32 protein-coding genes and 1 pseudogene are annotated in these 24,138 nt (G+C 43.0%); 16 read left to right on the forward strand and 17 right to left on the reverse strand.

Annotation, left to right across the window (positions count from 1 at the left end; all coding sequences use genetic code 11):
- Positions 1-3: 3 nt before the first annotated feature.
- Genes MCUP_RS01630 through pyrE form a run of 3 tightly spaced genes read right to left on the reverse strand, consistent with a single transcriptional unit; the run spans position 4 to position 1,839 of the window.
- On the reverse strand, positions 4-645 hold the full coding sequence (locus MCUP_RS01630; RefSeq protein WP_013736923.1) for a hypothetical protein: 642 nt from the start codon (positions 643-645) through the stop codon (positions 4-6).
- Positions 617-1,267 carry an orotidine 5'-phosphate decarboxylase / HUMPS family protein gene (locus MCUP_RS01635; protein WP_013736924.1) on the reverse strand — a complete coding sequence of 217 codons (651 nt, stop codon included), beginning with the start codon at positions 1,265-1,267 and terminating at the stop codon, positions 617-619. The genes MCUP_RS01630 and MCUP_RS01635 overlap by 29 nt, the downstream gene beginning before the upstream one ends.
- Positions 1,264-1,839 carry an orotate phosphoribosyltransferase gene (gene pyrE, locus MCUP_RS01640; protein WP_013736925.1) on the reverse strand — a complete coding sequence of 192 codons (576 nt, stop codon included), beginning with the start codon at positions 1,837-1,839 and terminating at the stop codon, positions 1,264-1,266. Before pyrE ends, MCUP_RS01635 begins: the two co-directional genes overlap by 4 nt.
- A gap of 70 nt (positions 1,840-1,909) precedes the next feature.
- Between pyrE and pyrB the strand changes: the two genes are divergently transcribed.
- The 12 genes from pyrB to MCUP_RS01700 all read left to right on the forward strand — a co-directional run bounded on the left by pyrB (position 1,910) and on the right by MCUP_RS01700 (position 9,800).
- A complete protein-coding gene (pyrB, locus tag MCUP_RS01645) occupies positions 1,910-2,806 on the forward strand; it encodes an aspartate carbamoyltransferase (protein WP_013736926.1) in 897 nt (298 codons plus the stop codon).
- Entirely contained in the window at positions 2,784-3,275 is a 492-nt protein-coding gene (gene pyrI, locus MCUP_RS01650) for an aspartate carbamoyltransferase regulatory subunit (RefSeq protein ID WP_048057379.1), read from the forward strand. The genes pyrB and pyrI overlap by 23 nt, the downstream gene beginning before the upstream one ends.
- A complete protein-coding gene (locus MCUP_RS01655) occupies positions 3,272-3,859 on the forward strand; it encodes a 2-polyprenylphenol hydroxylase (protein ID WP_013736928.1) in 588 nt (195 codons plus the stop codon). Before pyrI ends, MCUP_RS01655 begins: the two co-directional genes overlap by 4 nt.
- A complete protein-coding gene (pyrC, locus tag MCUP_RS01660; protein WP_083808556.1) occupies positions 3,843-4,994 on the forward strand; it encodes a dihydroorotase in 1,152 nt (383 codons plus the stop codon). The genes MCUP_RS01655 and pyrC overlap by 17 nt, the downstream gene beginning before the upstream one ends.
- Positions 4,966-5,838, forward strand: coding sequence for a dihydroorotate dehydrogenase PyrD (gene pyrD, locus MCUP_RS01665; protein WP_013736930.1), 873 nt, complete (start codon positions 4,966-4,968; stop codon positions 5,836-5,838). The genes pyrC and pyrD overlap by 29 nt, the downstream gene beginning before the upstream one ends.
- Complete coding sequence (locus MCUP_RS01670; protein WP_013736931.1) at positions 5,835-6,134, forward strand: hypothetical protein; 300 nt, start codon at positions 5,835-5,837, stop codon at positions 6,132-6,134. The genes pyrD and MCUP_RS01670 overlap by 4 nt, the downstream gene beginning before the upstream one ends.
- Complete coding sequence (locus tag MCUP_RS01675; RefSeq protein WP_048057380.1) at positions 6,109-6,435, forward strand: hypothetical protein; 327 nt, start codon at positions 6,109-6,111, stop codon at positions 6,433-6,435. Before MCUP_RS01670 ends, MCUP_RS01675 begins: the two co-directional genes overlap by 26 nt.
- Entirely contained in the window at positions 6,422-7,024 is a 603-nt protein-coding gene (locus MCUP_RS01680; protein ID WP_013736933.1) for a MarC family protein, read from the forward strand. The genes MCUP_RS01675 and MCUP_RS01680 overlap by 14 nt, the downstream gene beginning before the upstream one ends.
- 58 nt (positions 7,025-7,082) lie before the next feature.
- Positions 7,083-7,553, forward strand: coding sequence for an Lrp/AsnC family transcriptional regulator (locus MCUP_RS01685; RefSeq protein ID WP_013736934.1), 471 nt, complete (start codon positions 7,083-7,085; stop codon positions 7,551-7,553).
- Between the two features lie 123 nt (positions 7,554-7,676).
- Complete coding sequence (locus MCUP_RS01690) at positions 7,677-7,982, forward strand: RPA12/RPB9/RPC11 RNA polymerase family protein (protein WP_013736935.1); 306 nt, start codon at positions 7,677-7,679, stop codon at positions 7,980-7,982.
- Positions 7,983-8,048: 66 nt separating this feature from the next.
- The gene (locus tag MCUP_RS01695; RefSeq protein ID WP_013736936.1) at positions 8,049-8,279 is read left to right on the forward strand and encodes a hypothetical protein; all 231 of its coding nucleotides are present in this window, start codon (positions 8,049-8,051) and stop codon (positions 8,277-8,279) included.
- Between the two features lie 51 nt (positions 8,280-8,330).
- A complete protein-coding gene (locus MCUP_RS01700; protein WP_048057690.1) occupies positions 8,331-9,800 on the forward strand; it encodes a B12-binding domain-containing radical SAM protein in 1,470 nt (489 codons plus the stop codon).
- Here the strand turns inward: MCUP_RS01700 and serS are convergent.
- The 11 genes from serS to hisC all read right to left on the reverse strand — a co-directional run bounded on the left by serS (position 9,797) and on the right by hisC (position 18,069).
- A complete protein-coding gene (serS, locus tag MCUP_RS01705; protein WP_048057382.1) occupies positions 9,797-11,164 on the reverse strand; it encodes a serine--tRNA ligase in 1,368 nt (455 codons plus the stop codon). The genes MCUP_RS01700 and serS overlap by 4 nt on opposite strands.
- A gap of 129 nt (positions 11,165-11,293) precedes the next feature.
- Entirely contained in the window at positions 11,294-11,704 is a 411-nt protein-coding gene (locus MCUP_RS01710) for a metal-sulfur cluster assembly factor (RefSeq protein WP_013736939.1), read from the reverse strand.
- Positions 11,705-11,786: 82 nt separating this feature from the next.
- Positions 11,787-12,152 carry a phosphoribosyl-AMP cyclohydrolase gene (gene hisI, locus MCUP_RS01715; protein ID WP_013736940.1) on the reverse strand — a complete coding sequence of 122 codons (366 nt, stop codon included), beginning with the start codon at positions 12,150-12,152 and terminating at the stop codon, positions 11,787-11,789.
- Complete coding sequence (gene hisH, locus MCUP_RS01720) at positions 12,149-12,736, reverse strand: imidazole glycerol phosphate synthase subunit HisH (protein ID WP_013736941.1); 588 nt, start codon at positions 12,734-12,736, stop codon at positions 12,149-12,151. Before hisH ends, hisI begins: the two co-directional genes overlap by 4 nt.
- Positions 12,733-13,014 (reverse strand): phosphoribosyl-ATP diphosphatase, encoded by a 282-nt coding sequence (gene hisE / locus MCUP_RS01725; protein ID WP_013736942.1) that lies wholly within the window; start codon positions 13,012-13,014, stop codon positions 12,733-12,735. Before hisE ends, hisH begins: the two co-directional genes overlap by 4 nt.
- A complete protein-coding gene (hisD, locus tag MCUP_RS01730) occupies positions 13,007-14,194 on the reverse strand; it encodes a histidinol dehydrogenase (protein WP_013736943.1) in 1,188 nt (395 codons plus the stop codon). The genes hisE and hisD overlap by 8 nt, the downstream gene beginning before the upstream one ends.
- Positions 14,191-14,946, reverse strand: a complete 756-nt coding sequence (gene hisF / locus MCUP_RS01735) for an imidazole glycerol phosphate synthase subunit HisF (RefSeq protein ID WP_013736944.1) — start codon at positions 14,944-14,946, stop codon at positions 14,191-14,193. Before hisF ends, hisD begins: the two co-directional genes overlap by 4 nt.
- A complete protein-coding gene (hisBd, locus tag MCUP_RS01740; RefSeq protein ID WP_013736945.1) occupies positions 14,943-15,524 on the reverse strand; it encodes an imidazoleglycerol-phosphate dehydratase in 582 nt (193 codons plus the stop codon). Before hisBd ends, hisF begins: the two co-directional genes overlap by 4 nt.
- Positions 15,517-16,206, reverse strand: a complete 690-nt coding sequence (hisA, locus tag MCUP_RS01745; protein WP_013736946.1) for a 1-(5-phosphoribosyl)-5-((5-phosphoribosylamino)methylideneamino)imidazole-4-carboxamide isomerase — start codon at positions 16,204-16,206, stop codon at positions 15,517-15,519. The genes hisBd and hisA overlap by 8 nt, the downstream gene beginning before the upstream one ends.
- Complete coding sequence (hisG, locus tag MCUP_RS01750) at positions 16,203-17,060, reverse strand: ATP phosphoribosyltransferase (RefSeq protein WP_013736947.1); 858 nt, start codon at positions 17,058-17,060, stop codon at positions 16,203-16,205. Before hisG ends, hisA begins: the two co-directional genes overlap by 4 nt.
- Complete coding sequence (gene hisC / locus MCUP_RS01755) at positions 17,032-18,069, reverse strand: histidinol-phosphate transaminase (RefSeq protein ID WP_013736948.1); 1,038 nt, start codon at positions 18,067-18,069, stop codon at positions 17,032-17,034. Before hisC ends, hisG begins: the two co-directional genes overlap by 29 nt.
- Positions 18,070-18,160: 91 nt before the next feature.
- Here hisC and MCUP_RS01760 point away from each other — a divergent pair, with 91 nt between their 5' ends.
- Entirely contained in the window at positions 18,161-18,739 is a 579-nt protein-coding gene (locus tag MCUP_RS01760) for a hypothetical protein (RefSeq protein WP_013736949.1), read from the forward strand.
- Here the strand turns inward: MCUP_RS01760 and leuS are convergent.
- Entirely contained in the window at positions 18,728-21,547 is a 2,820-nt protein-coding gene (gene leuS, locus MCUP_RS01765) for a leucine--tRNA ligase (protein ID WP_048057692.1), read from the reverse strand. The two genes, MCUP_RS01760 and leuS, sit on opposite strands and share 12 nt — an antisense overlap.
- Positions 21,548-21,621: 74 nt before the next feature.
- Here leuS and MCUP_RS01770 point away from each other — a divergent pair, with 74 nt between their 5' ends.
- Complete coding sequence (locus MCUP_RS01770; RefSeq protein ID WP_013736951.1) at positions 21,622-22,149, forward strand: cob(I)yrinic acid a,c-diamide adenosyltransferase; 528 nt, start codon at positions 21,622-21,624, stop codon at positions 22,147-22,149.
- A 5-nt stretch (positions 22,150-22,154) separates the two neighbouring features.
- Here the strand turns inward: MCUP_RS01770 and MCUP_RS01775 are convergent, their stop codons facing one another.
- On the reverse strand, positions 22,155-23,105 hold the full coding sequence (locus tag MCUP_RS01775) for a TIGR00269 family protein (RefSeq protein WP_013736952.1): 951 nt from the start codon (positions 23,103-23,105) through the stop codon (positions 22,155-22,157).
- A complete protein-coding gene (locus MCUP_RS01780; protein WP_013736953.1) occupies positions 23,102-23,383 on the reverse strand; it encodes a DUF211 domain-containing protein in 282 nt (93 codons plus the stop codon). Before MCUP_RS01780 ends, MCUP_RS01775 begins: the two co-directional genes overlap by 4 nt.
- 189 nt (positions 23,384-23,572) lie before the next feature.
- Between MCUP_RS01780 and speD the strand changes: the two genes are divergently transcribed.
- Together speD and MCUP_RS10220 are read left to right on the forward strand one after the other, a co-directional pair.
- Positions 23,573-23,944 (forward strand): adenosylmethionine decarboxylase, encoded by a 372-nt coding sequence (gene speD / locus MCUP_RS01785; protein WP_048057693.1) that lies wholly within the window; start codon positions 23,573-23,575, stop codon positions 23,942-23,944.
- Positions 23,944-24,036, forward strand: a pseudogene (locus tag MCUP_RS10220) (NAD(P)-binding protein); the annotation flags it as partial. The gene speD and the pseudogene MCUP_RS10220, both read left to right, overlap by 1 nt.
- Positions 24,037-24,138: the final 102 nt, after the last annotated feature.

Here is a 24,138-nt window from a genome sequence, read left to right on the forward strand (position 1 = left end):
GTATTAGAACCTTATGAAGGATAGAGACAAGTTTTGAGAGTTGAAAGATGTGTAGACCAAGTTCAACTCCTCCATTGTTTTAGATTTCCTCACCTTTTTCATTAAGTTAAGTAGAGCTTCCCTGTCCTCAATCGTGTAAGGTCCATTTCTATAAAGCAACAGCGCACATTCTGGATTCATAACTCCTATGCTTAGATAACCCTTTATAAAGAGCGAATCCGCGGTCTCAAGGTCAGGAGAAGAGAATAGACAGATTCCTGGATGAGTGTGAGCCGAGGTCACTCCGTGCGGCATTGGTAGGGTTACCTTATCCTCCTCACCCTCGAAGATAACATACTCTCCTGAATCTAGAGTAAATGAGATGAACTCTATTCTATTTTCCATAGTCCTTTTGGAATATTCCATAAATACAGATCGCAAAAAATTCACGTGTTGTTTAAAGACTTCGACGTAAAGTTGAGTGTAAGAATAGGGGCCTTTTCCTGTTTCAGTTCCTTCAACCCCATTCTCTGTGTAGAGTTTCTCCAGATCTGTAGTTGGAGACACGTCGAACTCCTCGTAGATAATCTCCGCCTCGTTCAGTAATTTTGCGAGCTTAGCTAATTTAACGGAAGTCTCACTCGATGACAGTTTTTGCTCCTTCACATGTTCTCATAACCTCTTCCTGTGTCTTATAAATTTCCTCTAGCGCCCCAACAGGGTCGGAGGCCTGATATATCGATCTACCTACTATCTCATAATTCGCCCCGTTACATAGAGCTAAACCAGGTTTAGCCCCCTGAGCTCCTACTCCAGGGGAAACTATGATTTTAGATTGAAAGTCCTCTCTAACTTTCCTCAAAATGTTGGGCCTGGTAGCTGGAGCCACAAGACCCTTAGGATTCACTTTCCTTGCCACCTCTCTTAGATAAGGGTAGAAATTATCGTTCCATCCTTCATGTGACATCGAAACGACTAAGAAAACGTCTACCCCACTTGAAGCTAAGGCGGACAAGGAACCTTCAAAACCTACGAAACTATGGGCTATAAAGGCGTCGCCTATGTCCCTCAATTGATTTACAATTAGTTTCATTGTGTTGTCAATATCAGCTAGTTTTAGGTCAAATATCCTTAATCCATCTACTTGTCTTAAGTATCTCCTTAACCCTTCCTTCCCTAATGATAGTATTAAGGGCCAGCCTACTTTAACCCCACCTACGTGTGGAACTATTCTTTCAAACGTCTCTACTGGTACTGGAGTATCTAATGAGAGAATGATCCTTTTCACTTTACGCCACCCAAGTAGTCCTCTATTATCTTTCTTTCATTCTCATTGAGTTTGTTCGATAACGATCTAAGTATGTCAGATATCTTGAACACGGTCCTGAACTCTACTCCAAGCTTTCTTAATCTCTCTGTGGCTCCTTCCTCCCTGTCCACTATAGTCAGAGCTCCAACTACTTTTCCGCCGCCATTGGTTATCTCAATGATCGCCTTCTCTAACGATCCGCCGGTAGTTGTCACATCGTCTACAAGAAGCACATTCCTTCCTGATATCTCTGCCTCAACTAGCTTATCAGTTCCGTAACCCTTCTTTTCTAGCCTAACGTATCCCATGGGTAATCCTAGTTTACAAGCTAGAAATGACGCAAAGGGCACCCCACCTGTGGCTATTCCAACTATAAAGTCGAACCCTAAATCCTTCACCTTAACAACTGCCTCATCCACTACACTCAAGAACTCGGGAAAACTCGGAAATTTCCTAAGGTCAATGTAATACGGGCTGGTCTTACCAGACGTTAGAACGAAGTGACCTATCAAAAGGAGCTTCCTTCTCACCAACACATCTCCTATATCCATCGTATATCAATTGTAGATAAATGGAAAAGAGTTTAAATATAGTTCGAAACAATAAAGATAAGGGCAATTCGTGAAGGATGTAATTTCTGTGCTCGATTTCACTAAAACGGAAATCTTACAAATCTTTGAGCTAACCGATAAATTGTTAACAGGACAGTTCAAACCAAACTTAAAAGGAAAGATTATAGCTAACGCCTTCTTTGAGCCGAGCACTAGGACTGCGTTAAGTTTCGCTAGCGCGGCCTTATCCTCTGGCGGTAAAGTTTTAGGATTCGCCTCGGATGAATCTACGTCAATATCAAAGGGCGAAAATCTTGCAGATACCATTAGGATGCTTGATAACTACGCAGACTGTATCGTAATGAGACACAAGCTAGACGGATCCGCAAAATTCGCATCAGAGATAGCGAGTAAACCGGTTGTGAACGCCGGTGATGGAAAAAGAGAACATCCGACGCAGGCTCTAATAGACATCTACACGGTAAGAAGTCTGTTTCATAGCGTAGAAGGACTAACTTTCGGATTCTTAGGAGATCTAAGATATGCTAGGACAGTCAATAGTATGCTTAGGATTCTCACACTTTTTAACCCTAAGATGGTTTACCTTATCTCGCCTCCTCAGCTTAGGGCTAGGTTGGAGATCTTAAACGAGTTGAATTATCCGTTTAAAGAGCTCTCTGACGTCAGGGACGTGATCAATGAAGTAGATGTGCTTTACGTAACTAGAATACAAAGGGAGAGATTTCTCGATGAAGACGAGTATGAAAAAGTTAAGGAAAGTTACAGGGTGGACCTAAAGATGATTGAGGGAATGAAAAGAGAGGCCGCCATACTTCATCCCTTACCAAGGGTGTCAGAAATAGATAGAAGAATAGATAGCACTCCTCAAGCCAAGTACTTCTTGGAGGCATCCTACGCTGTTCCTCTTAGATCGGTTCTCCTAAATGAGGTCGTCAGTGGTGATTGAGTTGAAGAGTGGTTTAATAGTTAGTAAGATCAGAAACGGCACTGTAATAGACCATATACCCGCAGGGAGAGCTTTAGCTGTGCTTAAGGTACTTGGAATCAAGGGAATTGAAGGATATAGGATAGCCCTAGTTATGAACGCGGAGAGTTCCAAACTTGGTAAAAAGGATATCCTGAAGATAGAGGAGAGGAAGATAGAAGAAAAAGAGGCAGAACTGATCACCTTGATCGCTCCGGAAGCTACTATAAATATAGTCAAGGATTACGAGGTCGTAGAGAAGAGAAAGCAAGAGGTACCTGAAACAATAACAGGGTTATTAAAATGCAGTAATCCCTCTTGTATCACTAATAATGATCCTGAGGCCATCACTAAGTTCAACACATTGAGGAGTAAACCCTTGATACTTCGCTGTCTATACTGCGAAACGAGGCTCACCGAGGAGGAGGTAATGAGGCAGATCCTGGAATGATTTCGAAAGTTCTGGAAGTTCATAAGGAGGGCCGCTTCACAAGGTTTATAATCAGCTATGATGGGAAGAAGCCCAAAGCCGGACAGTTCGTTGCGCTTGTCTTCCCTAGCGAAAAGGAGATTCCTCTAGGAGTAGCGGATTATAGAGAAGGAGAACTAGAAATTTACGTGGATTCCTCTCAACTGGCATCCTGGATAGAAAGCAGAGAGAGAGTTACAATTGAGGGACCTTTTGGCAGACCTTTACTTTTAGGGAACACAATGGGTATAACAACTAGAGAGCTACATCACGATGTTCTTTATCCCTTGAGAGAGGCAAGGAGATCAGGTTATGACGTCTCCTTGAAATGCTTAGATGGCTGTGAGGTTAACTTTCCTAAGAAAGAGAGGGACAGATGGGATGTCATAATTGCTTCATTACCTAAAGGCAGGATTAGAGAAGTTCCTCCCAAGACTCTGATCTACGTTAGATGGGTTAAGATGAATTGTATGAACGGAGCGTGTGGGGTCTGTAACGTGAACGGGTACTTAGCGTGCGTGGAGGGCCCTTTTATTGAGGTAGAGAAGGTTGTGGATCAAGGGTAATATATATATGGGAGATGTTGTGGAGGGATGTTTGGGCTTCGACAGAAGGATAAGAGAGATAAAGAGAGAATGCAAACCCGACCTTAAGCTACCGAACGACTCTTTGATCCTTCCAGCAGGCGTAGATATGCACGTTCATTTGAGGGGGTTAGAGCTATCTTATAAGGAAACGGTGTCTTCAGGGACGTCAGAGGCTGTATATGGAGGGATCGGATTAGTTGTTGATATGCCTAACACCGTCCCACCTATAAACGACGAGAGGAGCATCAACATGAGACTTAGGGAGTTAGCAGATCACTCGAGGTGCGATTATGGAGTTTATTCTGGGGTAACAAAACATGACGTGGAGAGCCTACCTATAGCTGGGTATAAGGTCTTTCCTGAAGATATTAATAAGGAGGAGACTATCCAACTTTTCACGTCTAAAAAGTTAAAGATATTGCATCCTGAAGTACCTGTAGCGCTGAGATACGGGAGAATGAATAGAAGAACTTGGCAGGAAATAGCTTCGTTATACGAAGTTAAAGGAAGGTTCCATATAACTCACGTAACAAATCTAGACACCCTTAGGCTAGCGAAGGATTTGGGCTTCACTACAGACCTCACTGCGCATCATCTTTTGGTTGACGGAGAGAGGAATTGTCTAACCAAAGTCAATCCGCCTATTAGAGACGCAACGGAAAGGAAGAAACTGTTAACAGCCTTATTTGAGGCTGACGCCGTGGCGAGCGATCACGCCCCACACGCTAGCGCCGAAAAAAGCCTTCCTTATGAACTGTGCCCTCCCGGGATTGCAGCCGTCTCATTTACCCTACCTTTTATTTATACGCTCGCGTTCAGAGGTGTAATACCACTGTCGAGGGCCGTAGAGTTAACCTCAAGAGGGCCAAGCAACATCCTCAATGTTGATGCTGGGGAATTAAGGGAGGGTTACTTAGCTAACATAGTGGTCTTGAGAAAGGATAGATGGAGATACTCTACTAGATACAGCAAAGTGACTCAAACTCCGTTAGATGGATTTCCGCTCGATGCCTCGGTTCACGCCACGATAGTGGAGGGAAAGGTTTCTTACTTAGAGGGACAGGTCTATCCTGTGAGAGGATCAAATGTATTCGACAAAACTGGCAGGAGTTAATCTAGATGACGTTTTCATAATAGCCTCAGGCGTAGTCCCAGACGTCCCTGAGTACACAGAGAGGATATGTAACGAGTATCGCCCTTCAGCAATAACGACTAAAACTCTAACACTCAACCCATTGAAACCCCATGATGCCCCCACTCTAATTAAGCTAGGGGATGGATGCTACATGAACGCCATAGGCCTGGGAAATCACGGAATAAACTCACTTAAACCTAGTAAGTGTAAACTCTTCGTAAGTGTGGGAGGGTCCTCCAAGGAGGAGATCGTTAAGGTTTCTCATGAAGCCGAACGATTGGCTACCATTATTGAGATCAACTTAAGTAGTCCTAACAGGAGAAGTTTCGGCGCCGATATGGCCTCCCAGGTTAAGGAGATAGTAAAAGACGTAAGGGGATCTGTGACCAAACCAGTTTTCGTAAAATTAGGACCGTGGGATAACGTACTCGAGTTGGCAGGCAAAGCGTTAGACGGAGGTGCGGACGGTCTTACACTAATTAATACGTTAAAGGGCATGAGAATAGACGTAGAAAGTAGGAAACCTCTCCTCTCTTATGGAACTGGGGGAATATCAGGTAAATGTATTCATCCACTTGCAGTTAGAATTATTCATGATGTTTTTAAGGAGTACTCTACCGAGATAATAGGTGTAGGTGGAGTCTTCACATTGTATGATGCTATAGAGTTCCTTGAGGTAGGTGCGAAAGTGGTGGGCTTAGGAACGTTAATAATTGAACAGGGATTTGGTGCTCTCTTATCTTTGAGAGACGAGTTCGAGTCCTTTCTCGTAGAGAAGGGATTAAAGCTTTCAGATCTTATAGGATCTGCAGTGAGAAAATGACTAGAATAAATATGAAAGGAAGAGATATGGAGAACCTGGTCTTCCTAGGGAGAGTGAAGTCTGTTAACGTTGAGTTCTGCGATGACACTAAAACCGTAGCCAAAGTAGTAGCCAAGCTAGATACCGATGAGGAGGTAGAGACTGAGTGTATACCAACGAGGGCCGCAGGTAAAATATCGACAGTAATGAAACATTACTTGAGATTAGGCGTGGGAAAATATATAATCAAGGAAGGAGAGATCAGTAGTAACGTGGACACGGAAGGTGAAGATGAAAGTGAAACTGAGAATAGATAAGCTACCTAAAACGGACGAAGACCTAGAGGAAATCCAGAGGGAAGTCGAGGGATCCCATAACGAGCATCATCATGGAGAATCAGATTTAGAGTCTGTACTTGGAGAGCTTTATGTTAATTATCAAAACCTAGATTCAAAAGTCAAGGAATTGGAGCAGGAAAATGAAAAACTAAAGAGGGAGGTGGCTACGTTGTACAAGGTGATCTCTAAGGCTATCGTTGCGTTAACCGCGGAGAACCAGGAGGACAAACGCAAGACTTTAAGTGAAATGTTGTCTCTATTGAATGATGATAATAGATAACGTTCTAGTAATAGCAATAAAAGTCTTCGCGGTAATGGATCCGTTTTCTATCATTCCTTACATTTTGTCTATTTTTGAGGAAGCGACCCAGGGAGGGGAAAACATGAAATGGAACTATTTAGTAAACAAAATTGAGATAGCTGTAGTGGTGCTGCTCCTTATTTTCTCGATAATCGGCCGGTTAATCTTAGAGTTCCTAGGAATTGAACCTTACTCTCTAGAAATAGGAGGAGGGATACTGCTTGTTTACTTAGGTATAGACACTTTAGGTGGATTTCAGCAGCTTAAATTCCTCTCTAAGAGACTGGAAGAGGCTGTGGTTACTCCAATAGCTACGCCTTTGATAGTTGGACCAGGAACCATGACTGCTCTAGTGTCCCTCTCTGTTCAAAATAGCGTTTTAGAGTTGGCTATAGGTTCACTTTTTGCGGCATTATTAACGTATATTGTATTATTGTCTGGTCCTATTCTAATAAGAATCCTAGGTAGAACAGGAACAGTTGCTGCAGGGAGATTCACTGCAATAATAATAGCAGCTTTTGGGGTCCAACTTATCATTCAGGGAATATCTGAGGCAAAGCTAATATAAGAATACCTGGCTATAGTAAAAATTTTTTAATGAGAAAGAGAATGGAGTTACGAACTTTATGACAACTAATGGTAAAAGGAAGATAGATCTTGATACTATTGACAGAAGGCTATTGATAGAGCTACTTAGGGACTCAAGGGTAAGCCTAAGAAGGCTTTCTGAAGAGATGAACGTATCTCCGGCAACTCTTCACAACAGGTTAACTAAAATGGTACAAGAGGGAGTAATAAGAGGATTCACAACTTTAGTCGACTACACTAAGCTAGGTTACTCCCTTTCGGCCATCATAATGGTTAAAGTTAACGGGAAATACCTGGTAGAGTTTGAGAAGGAGATTTCAAACGCAGATAACATAGTAGCAGTGTACGACGTTGTGGGAGAGTACGATGTCGTTTTAATAGCTAAGTTTAGGAGCGTTGAGGACTTAGACGTGTTCCTTAAGCAGCTACTTAAAAACAGTAAAGTAGAGAGGACTTACACTAGTATAGTGCTCAACTCTGTTAAGGAAGACCCTAGAGTAAGGATTTAATACTCTTTAAACCTATATGATTTTAATATTTCTAAAAAATCTGCATTTATTGTCCGACTCTAGCACGTTCCAAAATCCTTATATATGATATCCAGGGCTTACCTAATATATGGTGTCTTTTAGTTGAAGTTCTGTCCTAAGGATGGAGGTATAATGATACCAGTAAAGAAGGGAGATAAGGAAGTTTTGAGGTGCAAGAAGTGCGGATATGAGGAACCTTTGGATAAGAAGGCGAAGAAGGCATATCAAATTAAAGAGAACAAGACTAAGGGAGGCAAGGTCCTAACGACTTCCGTTGTTAGCGAAAGGGAGGGAAGAAAGAGAGAGGACGACGAGTGGGAGCAGGAGAGGGAAGAATACTACAAAGAGGTTGGTTTGGACTTACTTAGAGACGAATTAGAAGGATCTGAAGATCGGGACGAAGAGTGAATCGTTCATTTACTTGAACATTAACACCGTAAACATTAAATTAGTAGTTTGAATATTCGTTATCTTATGAGGATTTCAGAAACTACAAACAAATACCTTTTAAAGAAACGTAATCACGACATCTTAATTGAGGAAATAAAGAACGAGAGGGGAGAGACGCTTTTCGTCCTTTCTGCGATTAAGAGCGCTAAATTACCAGACGGTGAAAGCTGGAGCTTAAACACCTCGGATTACAAGGAGCTTGATAGGAAAAACCTCAGTCCAGAGATCAAAAAGCTCCTAAGTTCAATGAGGTGATTGGTTACCTTGGAGACATTCGATTTCGTCTTGACCACAGATAGATGTTTAATGACTAACCATCACGGTAAAGAGTTCCTTGGATTCCTTGGAACTGGCCCCGCAATTGGAGTACCTGAATCGGCCTGGAAATGGCTAGCCTGCCCGAAAATGAAAACAGATGACGTGGGAAGGCCAATTCAAGCCCCCTACGGGATGAGGAAAGTCGAGGCAAAACTAATAGATGAGGGATTTAAGGCGGCGATAATTGACCCTGATCATCTAGGTCCTCACTTAAAGAGTGCTAAAGCCCTGATGTTTTCTCATCATGATTACTTCGCGTTCGGTCCTCCATCGTCAACGTGGTGGGGTATAACAAAGAAGGAACCAATAAATTACAAGAGCTTTCAAGATCTAATAAACAAACCTGAGGTACAGGAGGCTAAGAAGCGCGGAGTAAAGATGATAGCGGGGGGCCCATCGGTGTGGCAATGGCTTTGGAGAGAAGACATGATTGAGAAGGTGGGTATAAACACCTTGGTGGATGGAGAAGCTGAAAAGATTATAGGAAAGTTAGCGCAGATGATACTTAATAACGAGGAACTGCCACGTTATGTTTACGTTAGCGGAGAAGATGTACCTGGAATAGAGGACATACCAGACATAAAGGGTGCTAGCGTAAACGGCTTAATAGAAATAATGAGAGGATGTGCAAGGTCTTGTAGGTTCTGCTCCGTTACATTGAGACCAACTAGATATTATCCTTTAGAGAAGATAGAAAGGGAACTACAAGCTAACGTACGAGCCGGTGTCAGACACGGAGTCATACACAGCGACGATGTGCTGTTCTATGGAGCTGTAGGAATTATTCCTAGACCAGAGCCATTAATTAAGCTTCATAAGATGGTGAAGAAGTATTACAAGACCATAGCTTGGAGCCACGCCAGCCTAGCTGCCATAAGGTTCTCAGAAGAGAAATATGGACTTATCTCAAAGCTTTCTGAAATTATCTACGAAAATGGGTCACAGAGCTACTTAGGTGTAGAGGTTGGAATAGAGACGGGCTCTCCAAGACTGGCTAAAGAGATAATGCCAGCTAAATCCGCTCCTTATAAGCCTGATAACTATCCTGAGACCGTTAACGAAGCCTTCAAAATAATGCATGAACACAGCATAATACCTGCTGGGACGATGATAGTTGGACTACCAGAGGAGAAAGAGGAGGACGTAATAAGGACAATCGAGCTTGTTGATAGTCTCAAACCTTACAGAAGTATATTGGTTCCAATGTTCTTCGTACCTATGGGCTACTTTAAGAACAAGGATTGGTTCACGAGGATCCAGTTAAGCCCATCCCATATAGAGCTTTACAAGAGAGTGTTCTGGCATGACGTGTATTGGGCTGAAAACATTTTGAATTCCTTTTACATGAAGGGACCGGTCTACCTCCCAGTTAGAATGATATTGAAGCTCTTCCTAAGGATGGCCAAGAGGAGAATGAAAGAAGTTGAAGCTTGGCTTGAATCTCAGATGAAAGCCTAACCTTTTTTCTTAGGTAAAATTACGTCTTTTGGCGCATTTTTAAATCTTTCCAAATAGGATCGTAAAACTCTAGGTATAACAACAGATCCGTCTTCAAGTTGGTTGTTCTCTAGGATGGCTGTTATTGCTCTCGTTGTAGCAACTGCCGTACTGTTAAGAGTGTGAACGTACCCTTTCCTGTTCTTCTTCCTATCAACAAACCTTATCTTCATCCTAAAGGCTTGCCAGTCAGTACAATTGCTGCAGCTTACCATTTCTCTGAACTTAGCTTGAGCTGGCATCCACACCTCTAGGTCATATTTCTTTGCGGCGCAGGCTCCTAGATCTCCAGAGGCTATATTTACAACCCTATATGGAAGTTCCAATCCTTGAAATATCTGCTCAGCGTTATACAAGAGCTCATCATGAAATTTCCAACTGTCCTCTGGTAGGGAAAAGATAAACTGCTCTACCTTGTTGAACTGGTGAACTCTAAATATACCTTTTAAATCCTTGTTAGCAGCGCCAGCTTCCTTCCTAAAGGCTGGACTGATTCCTACAAACTTTAGGGGAAGCCTCTCGGCCTCTATTTCCTCCTTAAAGAAGAGCGAGGCTATAGGATGTTCTGCTGTAGCAATTAAATACAGATCTTCTCCTTCGATCTTATATATTGCATCCTTGAAAGTATCCAAATCTATAACGGATTGAATGACCTCGCCCCTAAGCATGTAAGGTGGAACAACGAGCGAGAAACCCTTGGATGTTATCGTGTCTATCGCATACATTATTAACGCTTGTTCAATCCACACTATATCGTCAAAAAGGTAGTAGAACCTTGAACCTGCAACCTCGCTGGCTTTTACTGTATTACCTAACTTCAACACGTTCTCCAGTTCATCAGCGTGTGGTGTTGGCTTGAACTTGATCAGCTCATATTGGGCATTGAGCCCGTTGACCTGAGATAAGAAGCCGTCTAAATCCTTTTCGTATACCCTGAACTTCCCCCACACCTTAATTGGCACGTTATAGGAGTCGTCCGGACCTACCGGTACGCTCTCGTGGACCAAATTTGGTAGAGCCCTCAATAAGTTGTCTCTTTCCTCCTCTATTTCCTTTAGTTCCTTCTCCTTAGAATCAAGAACCGCCAGAAGTGCCCTAGCCTCCTCTATCCTTTTCTTCCTCTCCTCAGCTGAAAGTTTAGGTATCTGAGAACTAACCACATTATGTTCATGCCTCAATTTTTCAGCCTCTTGAAGTACTGATCTCCATTTCCTGTCCAGTTGTACTGCCTTCTCCGCTAAAGTAGGATCTATTCCCCTCTTCCTGAGGCTCTCAATGAGCAAGCTTGGATTTGTCCTTATTGTTTCAAGTAAGCTCCAAGACACGATTCAATAACGGATCAGAGGGTTTTATTTTCTATGGAAGAAGTTTCTAAAATCAAAGCTAGAGATTACAAGTCGTAGACCCAATCTAGAAATCAAATTAACTTTGGTGTTGAGATTGGTACGTTTGACTTATTGAGGCTGTTCTCCGGCTTTGTTCTGATCGTCTGTTGGAAGACCGTAAGTTTGTACCCACATCTCGACTATATCGTAACCATACAATTTCTTAAACTTCTCCCTTCCCTCAGGAGTCATCTTCAGGGGGCTCCATTGCGTTTCCATATCTACATCAACATCAACGTTTCTTGCCGGTACGCTCTCCTTTATAACTTCCTGAACAGTATAAACGAGGTCATCTATAACTGGGCATCCAGGTGCAGTCAAACCGAGTTTGAGATAAACGTCGCCCTCATCAGAGATCTTCAGATCGTAAATTAAGCCTAGGTTAACTATATCCACCGGAATTTCAGGGTCATAAACTTCCTTTAGACCCTCCATAAGCTTCTTTGTCCATTCCTCTTTATTTATTGTTTTAGTGCTCATATCCAGGTTATATGGTCAGCGTCTGTTTTATTCTTTTTTTCCTAAAAACCCACTTAACAATAAACACTGGCTCTCTTAGAAATCACTTGTGTTCCAGGAAAAATTTTGAGTTCCTGTAAAAACATGTATGATTACCAGTGTGACAAACGGGACCCTGAGACTTCACTAGTAATAGTACTGCGTCCTCATCACAATCCACCTTAAAGTCCTGCACGACTTGGTAATGTCCGCTTGTCTCTCCCTTTAACCATATCCTCTCCCTGGATAGTGACCAGAGATGGACCAATCCAGTAGTTAACGTAAGTATCAATGCCTCCTTATCCATATTTCCTACCATTAGGACCTCTTTAGTTTCAGCGTCTTGTAGCACCGCTATGACTGTTCCTCTCTCATGTCTGTAGTTTAACTTTGAGGCCACGATTTTCGCTTCGTCAATACTAATATTCAAACCTTTATCCACCTAACTAGATTTTTAAAGAAAATACTTCCACTGTTTCCGCTTTTTTCTGGATGAAACTGAGTTCCGGCTATTTGATCATTACAAATTAAAGCTGGGAACTCCAGACCGTATCTTGATATCATCGCAGCCTGGAAATCTGTATAAGCTACGTAACTATGAACGAAATATACGTATTTTTTATCGAGTTGTTCGGTGAGGATGCACGGTTTACTCTCCTCCACTACGTCCCAACCCACGTGAGGTAATTTCTCAGCTCCTTTAATCAAGTCCACATAGCCTGAAAACCAACCTAACCCCTGAGATCTTCCGCCTTCACTTCCTTCTTCGAACATGATCTGCATTCCCAAACAAACCCCTAGGAACTTCACTCCTCTCCGACGAAAATCGTTCAGTTCACGTTTCCATCTAGAAATGAAGCTAGCCACAGCTGAAAATGAGCCCACTCCCGGTAGCACTATGAGATCAACCTCCTTAGGCTCAGTCGCGATCTCAACTTCAAATCCGGTCCTTCTTAACGCAGAGCTTATACTAAACAGGTTCCCTACGCCGTAATTTAACACTAGAGCCTTCATTTCATTCTCCTCCTTAACTCTCCGTAAACTTCTTCTAGGGGAATCCCCTCCACGGCTAGGAGTACAAGGAGATGATAGAGCAGATCACAAGTCTCTGAAACCAGCCTTTCCTTCCCTTCTGAAGTGGAAGCCACAATCACTTCGATAGCCTCCTCGCCAACCTTTCTTGCAATGTAAGGTTTACCTTTCTCAAGTAATGATGCGGTGTAGCTTCCCTCTGGTTTATCTTTGAGTCTTGAGAGGATGATTGAGTAAAGCTCGTCTAAAACGTTACTCATATCTTACACCTATACTCCTTGCGTGTATTGAAAACCCCTCATACTCGGCTATCTTCATCGCTGCCCTTATTAGATTCTCGTCCGCTTTCTCCGCATCAACATGAGAGATCGGCTTAAGGAAATCGAAAACCGTAATCCCTCCCCTGAACCTCGACCATCCGTTGGTAGGTAATATGTGATCAGGGCCTGCAGCGTAGTCAATAAGGGCTGGGGGAGTGTCACCTAATGTGACAGCAGCAGAATTCTTAACTTTAGAAAGGTATTCTCTAGCTCTAGAACTATAAAGAGACAAATGCTCAGGTGCTATTTCGTTGGCGATATCTATCGCTTCATCTAGAGACTTGACTTTAACCAGAAAGTATTCGTTCCCCTCATTAAGTAATTTCGAGACCTCATCCAAGATCCTTTCAGAGTCAGAAATCAAGACCAGAAGAGAGGAGCTCCCGTGTTCTCCTTGAGCCATCAAATCCAGGGCTATTCTCTTGGGATCAGAGCTATCATCCGCTATCACAACTAACTCAGTGGGACCTTCGATTCCATCAATCCCTACTTCCCCACTGACTAAATACTTAGCGGCTTGAACGTAAATGTTTCCAGGACCTATTATTTTATCAACTTTGGAGACGCTCTCAGTGCCGAAGGCCATGGCCACAATAGCTTGGGCACCGCCTACCGGATAGATAGCCTTCACTTTCAATTTCTGTGCTATATAAGCAATTGCGGGATCCAAACGATTCCTTACTGGAGTGGAAACGAAGAGCTCACTCACCCCTGCAACCCTCGCAGGTATCCCTGCCATCATGAGTGTGGAAGGATAGGTTTTCTTACCGCCTGGTACATAAATTCCAACTCTGTTCAGTGCGGTCCAGATGACGCCATATTTTATTTTTCCGTTTCCTCCACCGACGTTAGGAGGTCTCATTATTTCGTGAAACGATGTTAACTGAACCCAAACCCGATCTATAGCCTCCCTCATCTCGTCCCCAAGTTCTGAAGCTCGCCCATCTATGTAATCTTTATCAAGAACCAAACTGTCCAATTTGATGCCATCAAGCTCTAAAGTAAGCTCCCTAAGTGCCGTGTCTCCTCGTTCCCTGACTCTCTGCGCTATCTCGCTCACTTTGTCTATCACCTGTGAAAAAGATTGGACTCTTCCTTTTGGTATCTCTCGCCTTATCAAGTTCTAACCTCCAATCCTTTACCCTTTAAGTATCGCTTTAACTCTCTAATAGATATTACATTGTCGTGAAATATACCTGCAGCCAAGGCAGCGTCAGCCTTGGCGTCACTAAAGACGCTCAGGAAGTGTTCAGGCTTACCTGCCCCTCCGCTCGCGATCACAGGTATCTTTGTGGCTCCAACCACCGCCTTAGTTAGCTCTATGTCATATCCGTTTCTAGTGCCATCTCGGTCAATACTAGTGAGAAGGATTTCCCCAGCTCCTAGGTTTTGAACCCTCTTGGCCCACCCTACGGCTTCAAGACCTGTGTCAGCAGTGCCTGACCTGATGAAAACTCTCCAGCCCTTTTCCACTTTCTTAGCATCTATCGCGACTATGATAGCTTGCGATCCGAACTCCTTTGACGCCAACGTGACTAACTGAGGGTTTTCTACGGCAACGCTGTTTAGGCTCACCTTATCCGCACCGTTAGAAAGTAACTTTGAGATGTCGTCTAAGCTTCTGATACCTCCACCTACAGACAGAGGTATTGAGAGCACGCTCGCTGTATCCTTAACCTTTTCAAGGAGTATTTCTTTTCCCTCTATCGTAGCTGAGATGTCTAAGAAGACTATCTCGTCAGCTCCCTCTTCCTCATATCGAGAGGCCAGCTCCGCTGGATCACCCTTTAACTTAAGGTCTATGAATCTAACTCCTTTTACCACCTTACCGTCCTTCACATCTAAACATGCAATAATCCTCTTGGTAGTCATAGCGATCCCTTGGTGCTTCTGACTAGGTTATCTTGAATGGTGCAGGCCTCCCTTAGAGCTAGGCCCACCCCTTTGAAAGCTGCCTCAATCACGTGATGTTCGTTGAAGCCAGACAGTTTCCTTATGTGAAGTGTTACTCCAGAGTTCACAGAGAAGGACCAAAAGAAGTGAGGTACGTTCTCGGTAGACAGGTCTCCCACCTTTTCTCTCTTAAGGTCTAAATCGACCGAGGCGAATCCCCTGCCTGAGATGTCTAACGCAACTAAAACTAAGGCCTCATCCATTGGTACTACAATGCTGGAGAACCTCTTGATACCTCTTTTATCCCCTATAGCTTCCTTAAACGATTGACCTAGAGTTATCCCAACGTCCTCCACTACGTGATGATCATCAAATCCTTGTTTATCCTTTGCCAAAACAGAAGAGTTAGAGCTCATGTAGAAGAGCATGGAGTGAAGCATGTGATTGAAGAAGGATACTGGGGTGTCTATCTTTACCTCTCCATTACCGTCTATCTCGAGCTTGACTTCCACTAAGGTCTCCTTAGTTTCTCTCGTTCTCTCTGCGTACCTAGACACTTTTTACACCCCTAATAACTCCGCCATATAGAGACATGCCCACTATAGCGTAATCAAATCCCATGTCCCTTAACTTAATGAGGTCTTCTAGAGAGCCTACTCCTCCCGCGTAACCTTTCTCCCCCTTTATCTCGTTCAAATATTTTTCAACGTCCCGATCTATTCCCTTCTGTGTCCCTTCGTTGCAAACGTAAGTAAACATTACACCTCTAACGTTGAAGGAGTTGACCAGCTGAATAGCCTTCCTTAACGTTAAGGCTGACTCTTTCCATCCCCTTATCAAAACCTCTTCATTACAATAATCTATAGCTACAAGAACATTATCTTGAAACCCCTCAGTGGCTTGTCTAAATAAAGAAGGGTCTGTGAAAGGAAGGGTAGACATAACAACCTTTGTTACGCCTAGCTCAATCAATTTGGTTACCTTCTGCCTGTCTCTTATTCCACCACCTACGCTAATTTCTTCGAACCCTTGAGCTATTATCGATTTGATCAAGGCCAAGTTATCACCCTTTCCTTCAGCTGCGTCTAAATCCACGACATGAACTGAGGAGTAGCCTATAGACCTCAGCTCAGACGATATCTTCAATGGATCCCCTAGCAACAATCCGGTCCCTTCTCTACCTCTGATTCTCTTCACAGCGTTACCCTTACTGATATCGATGCTTGGTATAACCCTCATTTCACCACCTTCTCTATATTAACTACGACTATGTCTCTTGCCCCCGCTGTCTTTGCCTTAGCTATCACTTCTGGCAGATCGTTCTCGTCGGTTACAGTAACAACTTCCCAAGCGTCCGAGTTGCTTAGCCTAGATACGGCTGGGGCCAACATAGCTGGAAGAGATGAGACAACGGTAGCTAAATCCTTATCGTCGACGTTCATGAACACCATCTTCTTGCCCCTAGCGTTGAGGGCACCTTTCATCATGGTTAGAACTAGGTTAATCTTATCCGCCTCCTCAGACCTCATCCATTCTCTGTTACCTATAACTAGTGCATAGCTCTCTGCTACCACATCTATAGGTTTGAGCCCGTGCAGCCTTAAAGTGGTTCCAGTGCTCGTTACGTCTATTATTGCATCCGCTGCACCCAAAGACGGCATTATTTCGGCAGCGCCACTTATCCTAACTATCTTAGCTCTTATTCCCTTTCTCTCTAAATAATCCTTAGCTATGTTATAGTATTTCGTCGCTATCTTGATGTCCTTAGGTATGTCCTTCACGTCATCGACGTTCCAAGAGTAGGGTATAGCTAGAACGAGTTTGGATTTACCGAAATCTAACCTTACAAGTTCCTCGACGTCAGCCCCAGATTCCATCACGTAATCTAACCCTGTTATCCCTAGATCAACTGCGCCTGTTTCAACGATATTTGGTATGTCCTCTGTCCTTATTGTAACTAGTTGAACGCCTTCCCAGCTAGTTGGGACCATTAAGGCCCTATCGTCATTAGCTAAAGGCTTTATACCAACCGAATTTAGGAATTGAAGCGCGGGACCCTGTAATCTACCCTTGTTTGGAATTGCTATCCTCAAGGATTTCACCCAACTTTTCCAAGAAGAGTTTACACTGATCCTTTGTCCCGATTGAAACCCTATAAAATCCTTTGATGGGGTTACGAATTGCTATTCCCCTCCTCATGAGGGGTTCTAAAAGGTCTTCGTTATGCTTAAAGAGCAAGAAATTAGTTATAGATTTGTAAACCTTTACCCCAAGCCTTGTAAGTCCTTGGTATAACTCCTCTCTATTTCTTGAGATCTCATCTGCGACTCTGAGCGCGTAAGATGGGTTTTCGAGAGCTGTTATACCAGCTATAAGCGCGGGAAGGGAGATGTCGAAAGGAGTTGATCCCTTCTCTAATATCTTCACTAAATCCTTGTTGGCTATGAGGTAACCGATTCTAAATGAGGCTAAGGAGAAGGCCTTACTAAGGGTTCTGACCACAACCAAGTTAGGGTATCTGCTAACAAGTTTAGAGACCGTGTACTTAGAGAACTCAAAGTAGGCCTCGTCTATCAGAACTATTCCTTTAGTGCTCTCAACTAGTTCTCTAACCTTGCCCTCATCACCCTTTAACATAGGAGAGCCTGTAGGGTTGTTAGGATCGTCTATGGCTACAATCCTGGCGTCTCTGGCTTCAGTCAGTATGTTTTCCCAATCCTCTTTCCACCAGTCCTGTCCTTCCTTTAATGGAACCCTTTTCTCTTTCAAGCCTTTAAAAGAGGAGTATACAGAGTACATACTATAGCTAGGATAGTTAAGTACAACCTTATCTCCCGTTAATGTTAAGTTAAGGAAAACCGACCTGATTGCACCGTCACCACCTGGTGTGGGAAATATTTCGTCGGGTTCTACCTTGTTATACTCAGCTGCTAACTCCTTCATACGACGAGTGAGGTCCGGATGCTGGTATCTATTACCTTGAGATAAATACTTCACTACTGCGTTTATAACGAACTCTGGTGGAGAAAATGGAGACTCGTTTAAGTGTAGCCTAATTCCCTCCTTGATGTCTGAAAAGTCGTATTCCTTGGCCTCCTTCAACCAAGGATATATGATACCTTTTACATCGGTTGGTGCAATAAGAATCCCTCATGGAAATAGATTTTAACCTGATATAAGCTTTTTCCATCATATGTTTATTGATGAGCTAGTTGTAGGAAAGCATCTTATCGTTTCCTACTATTATTCCGTTAACCTTAGATTAACCTTAACCTTAGCTAAGCTCCTCAAGGGTAGGGGAGAGGAGGTTTGCATCTTAAACGAACACAAGATCAAATGGAACTTAGCTCCCTTTACGGTAGAGTTCAATTGTTCTGAGTCGTCGATAAATCTGGTCTTCGAGGCTGAAAGCGAATTAGAGGTACCAAAGAATTACCTCTTTGTGACTTCATCTAGGAAACTGAACCTGCCAGGAGCCAAAACCTTTCACATAAAGAAGATAAGCGAAGTGGCGTTCTTAGCTTACTCGGAAGAAGCTAGGTTTTCGTTTAAGATAGGGAAGGACACCATAGAGGAGTTCGAGCAAGGGGAAGACTTGATAAAAATACTTAAGGATTTAGGAGGAGAGGCTACCTTAAGAGATCTCGTCAATATCTCCTCTAAGAAACTTAACCTTCCGAAAGAAAAAGTGAGAGAGGAGGTGTCCTTCTTGATAAATACAGGGAAAATCTCGATGGCTAAGAACTTCATTAGACTGAACTCACCTGACTAATATGGCTGGTCTAAGGGGTAGAGATTCCTTATTTAGCTTCTGCTTCACATCTTGGTTGAACAGCTCTACCTCAACGTTCAAGTTAATTTTATACCTTATGTAAGGCAACCCTCTCCTCACCAGCTCTAACTCGTTCACGTTCCTCAAAAGGATTTGCTTAGACGTTTCGGACATTTCCGTTACGTACTTGATAATCCTCTCCAGAGTTTTCGCTTCCTCTCTACTCTTTGGAGTTCTTCTCCTCATGAGATCCTTAACGCTCCCTCCTTTGTTAAGCAGTTCAATTCCTTCTTTAACTAGATCATTCAGACTTCCATCGTGAACGTACAAAACCACATACGTGGGTTTGCCCTTGTAGACGTTCAATATCGCTCTTATGTCCTCAATGAGTTGTTTGTGATATTCGTGCTCAATCTCAACCTCGTCGTCTATTTTGGACGGATCATAGGACGGCCAGGACTCCAAAGACAAGAACGTATCGTGCCCTAACATATGCCATATTTCCTCCGCAATGTGAGGAGAGAACGGCGATATCATCTTCGTCCACAGCTCTATAACCTCCTTTATCACCTTCTCATTGTATTCCCTTGATTCTGACCTCACCATTTCAAAGTACTCGTTCACGTAAGATGAAAGGTTGAAGAGTAGCTCATTCACAACCTCTCTAAACCTCATCTCGTCCATGAGTGGAGTCACTTCTTTAACCATCCTTTGTATTTTGGACCTCAGCCATTTCTCTGGAATTCCCTCAATGTCAGATCCGTTCTTCATCTGCGCTAGCTCATAAAATCTCTTTAACGAATCGGAAATTGACTTAGCGCCGCTGTCCGTGAAATTGGCGTCAGAGTTCATGTCAACTAAAGATGAAAGAGATAGTCTAACCACGTCAGCGCCGTACATCTTTATAGCCTTCCTAAGAGGAACTATGTTCCTGAGCGACTTACTCATTTTCCTTCCTTCATACAGTATGAAGCCGTTCACGGCTACGCCTTTAGGCCAAAGACTCTCTGGGAATATACCTGCATGATTGAATATGAAGAAGCTTAGGTGATTGGGTATCAGATCTGGACCGCTGTGCCTCATGTCCAAAGGATACCAATAGGTGAAATGTCTCCTCAAATCTTCCAAGTGCTCTGGTCTTATTTTGTTCCTCTCTCCCACTTCCTTTGAATCCCCTTTGCCCAACAAAACGTAATCCCAAACTTCTTCAGTGAGCTGAGAAGGGTGCACCCCAGTTTCCCTTAATTTATGAACCAAGGTGTAATATGCCATATAAATGGTGGAATCCGATAAGCTCTCTATTATCCACTTTTTATCCCACGGTAGAGGTGTACCCAATCCCCTAGTTCTGGCACAAGCTCTCTTCTGTAACCAATCCAATGAGTATTCGAAGTCCTTTCTCGTCACCTCAGGTACTACTCTCATTTTACTTAGAAGCTTCTTAGCTAAGCCCTTCCATTCCGGATTACCGTAATCCAAGAACCACTGATCTTGCAAAATCTTAACAACTATCTCGTTTCCGCACCTGCAATAGACAGGCTTGTTCATTATCTCAAGGATTTTGCTACCGTTCTTACTCTCTATTAAGAAATCAGTTATCATCTTTCTTGCTTCTGGAACCGATTTGTTAACTACCCCTGAAAGTTTCTGTCTGTACTCCCCCTTAACTGAGCTTAACACATCGCTTCTTATGACGCCTTTATTGTACTCAAGTCTGTACAACTGTTCGGTTAACTTCTTCAGGTCGTTATCGCTCCTAGGGTGGGACGAGTCAACCAGATCTTTAGCTGGGAAATCAGAATGACCCTCAACAAATACGACTGGTAGAAGTGCAACGTTAGCCTTTATCTTATTCAGGTAAAAATAATCAAAGGGTGCGTGAGCCGGTACGCTCATCACTACTCCGGTAGCGGTTGACGGATCTACGAACTCCGCAGGTAAGATGGGCATCTCCTTCCCTGTTATGGGATTCACAGCGTTCAATTTTAGCAAATCTGACGCGTTGATCTTCTCTAAAACCTTAACGTCAGTTCTTTGAAACTTAAGTCTCTCAGAGGCCTTCTCAGATATTATGACCTTCCTTCCCCATATCTCCGCAATGACGTACGATGACTTAGGATTTAACCAGACTGCTATTGCCCCGAATACAGTTTCGGGCCTCAAAGTTGCCGCGGCTAACGCTCCAAGTTTAGTTTCAAAAAATATTACCACATATTCACCAATTTCTGGCTCCATATCTCCTTTGGTATCATGCATTCCTACTGGAAGATTGTGAACAGGACACCAACCAACCGGATGGGTGTCTTTTACTACGAAGCCTCTCTCTTGCAGCTTACTAAACTGCCATATAATAAAGGAGGAGAAATGAGGATCTATAGTAGTAAACTCTCTTCTCCAGTCTATAGATAGCCCTATTTCTCTCATAGCTGCCTTTATTTCTTCCTTGAAGTAGTTCGCCATAAACAAAGGATCAGATAGCTTCGGAAGCACTTCAGAGGGTATCTCGTAAATGTTTTGAAATATATCCAATAGCTCCTTATCCCCTTTCGATATATCGTCTGCCATAGTTATAATTGGGGTCCCAGTGAAATGGAAACCCATTGGGAAAAGTACGTTATATCCTTTCATTCTCATGTACCTGGCGTAAACGTCTCCGGTAACGTACGTTCTGCCGTGACCCAAATGGAAAGGAGAGTTGGGATAGGGAAAGGCTACAGTAGTGAAAAACTTCTTCTGATCTCTTGGATCCGCTTCAAAAATCTTGTTCTTAGCCCAAGCCTCCTGCCATTTTTTTGAAATGTCGTTCAGAAATTCTGTGAATTCCTGTGACTGAATCGTAATCACCAAAACCTATTTAAGACCTGCTTTTTTAAGTTTTTAAAATGTTCACCAAGAGCGGCGACAAAGGAGAGACTACGGTACCTAAAGGTAGGATAGGTAAGGACTCACCTTTAGTGAATTTCTTGGGTGACATTGATGAAGCTAACTCCTTCATAGGTCTCGCAATCTCTAAGTTAGAGTGGCAAGATATGAAATCAGATCTTAAAAACGTTCAAATGGATCTCTTTGCACTTGGTGAAGATTGGAGCACTTCATCGGAGAAGATAAACTTAGAAAAGGTTAAGTGGTTAGAGGAGAGGACTATACAGTATAGGAAAGAGAGCGGTCCTATCAAACTCTTTGTTGTACCAGGGGGTAGTGAGGAGGCTTCAGCGCTTCACGTGGCTAGGTCAGTAGTGAGGAGACTAGAGAGGAACGCAGTTAAGTACTCGAAAGAGTTGGAGGTTAAAAATAAGACCACGATAGTTTACTTGAATAGGTTGTCTTCAATGCTCTTCTCTATGGCAGTAGTAGCTAATAAAAGGAAGGGTATACCCGAGAGTTATTATGATATAGGTAAGTACTTTTAACGAGATCAGGTTCTGTCTGCAAATATGAGACCTGAAGATATCAGGAGTTCACAGTTCTTGCAATATTCCCTTCCAAAGCTAGTTGGTTCTCCGCACAATTTACAACTAGGGAGCGAACCTAACTTAGTACCCTTCCTGATTGATTCAGCTAAACTATCGAAGTTCTCTAGGATTTGTAGGAGCGCACCTGGGCTCCTCTCCTCTAAAGCGTACAAGAGGTCCCTAACCTTAGCTCTCATTGTGGGCTTGGCAGATATGTAAGGACACTCGACTTCCTGAAAGTGGAAGCCCTTAAAGTAGGCGTACATGGTGGTCTCCCATTCGTACACCTTCCTTAGAGGTTTGACTCTCATAACGAACTTCTCACTTAATTTAGGTTGAGAGTCTCCGATCCTTAGCAGTTTCTTCACGTCACCTCTCAAAAGGTTAATAATAATTGTTTGTACCTCATCGTCTAAGTTATGCCCTGTTGAAACGAAATCGGCGTTAACCTCCCTTCCCGCACCATTTATCAATTTTCTCCTGAATCCTCCACAGAATGTGCAGGCCGCTACGTTTAACCCTCTCTGGGATGACGACTTAACCATTTGATCTAAGGTGTACCCCACAGATTTTTCAAACGAAGTGGAGATCAGATCTATTCCCAGTTCTTTCAAATAGTTAGATAGTTCCCTAACTTGATCCTCCCTGTTATACCCCTTTATTCCCTCAACTATGTTGAAGGCCACGATCCTGTTAGGGTTTACTATCTTGGATAAAGTATCAGCCAACACCAGACTATCCTTTCCTCCAGAGACTGCAATCAGAATTTTGTTGGCATTCAATAAGTTTTGTTTCTTAGCCTCTTTTTCAACTCTAGCCAAAATGTCATTCAAGAAACACTCCTTGCAGAGTCTCTTCCTTGAGTGAGCCTGATAGATCTCAGCTTCCCTTACGCCACATAGGTCACACATCATTTAGGTCTTCTCCCTTCAACCAATCTCTTCCCACTACCCACCTCATCGATACTATGTATCGCACAGCCTTCCTCCTCCAAAACCTTTTGTAATTCCTTAAAGTCAACCCCTTCCCCTTCTACAACGACCATGAGACCCATGGTTTCCACATCCATATCCGTCACACTGATGTTCACTCCATCAACTCCCATAACGTTGTCTAATCTCTCTGCCAGGTCTACAATTGATGAACCTCGTATAGGTTTGAGCACGTCTAAAACAATTCTTCGGATAGTCAAACTGCATCAATACTTCTCTTTATTACTATCTCCGTTAAATTTCTGACTATTACGAAGGCTAGAAAACAAAGGGGTTAAAAGCGTTCATCACAAAGAAAACGTTATTTCTTTATTAACCCCCCAGACTGAGCAGATTAAGTTTAAATACTATGACGTATAGGGGGTATATAAATGGGGGGGAAAGACGTGATGGGGGTCGAACTCAAAAACTCACCGAGAGTGGTTGGGAAGGAAGTTTTTGGGAACCTTTACGACTGTGACGTTGATATACTTAAAGACGACGAGAGACTGAAAAACATAGCCACTGAGGCAGTGAAAGAAGGTAATATGACCCTTTTGGACGTCAAAGCTTGGAAGATTGGGGAGGGAGTTAGTGTCGTAGCTATAGTTCTTGAGAGCCATGTAACTATTCATACGTGGCCTGAGCACAGTTTTGCGACCGTTGACGTTTACTCTTGTGGAAGCCATACGGATCCTAGAAGGGCTTTCGATTACATTGTCGCAGAACTTAAAGCTAAGAGGTTTAACATCAAAGAGGCTGATAGATCATCGGAGTTTTAATAGTAGGAGGAGGCATAGCAGGCCTACTACTTGGTTATAAACTGAGAGATAACAATCCTTTAATCTTTGACAGGAGAAGGTATCCTGGGAAGCATTGCACTGGGATAATAAGTCCTTCTACTTTTAGTAAGATTAACGTATCTAAAGAATTCATAGATCGGGAATTTAACGAGATAGTAGTTAACTACGGCAGG

It is taken from the genome of Metallosphaera cuprina Ar-4, assembly GCF_000204925.1.
In the GTDB taxonomy this organism is placed as follows: Archaea; Thermoproteota; Thermoprotei_A; order Sulfolobales; family Sulfolobaceae; genus Metallosphaera; species Metallosphaera cuprina.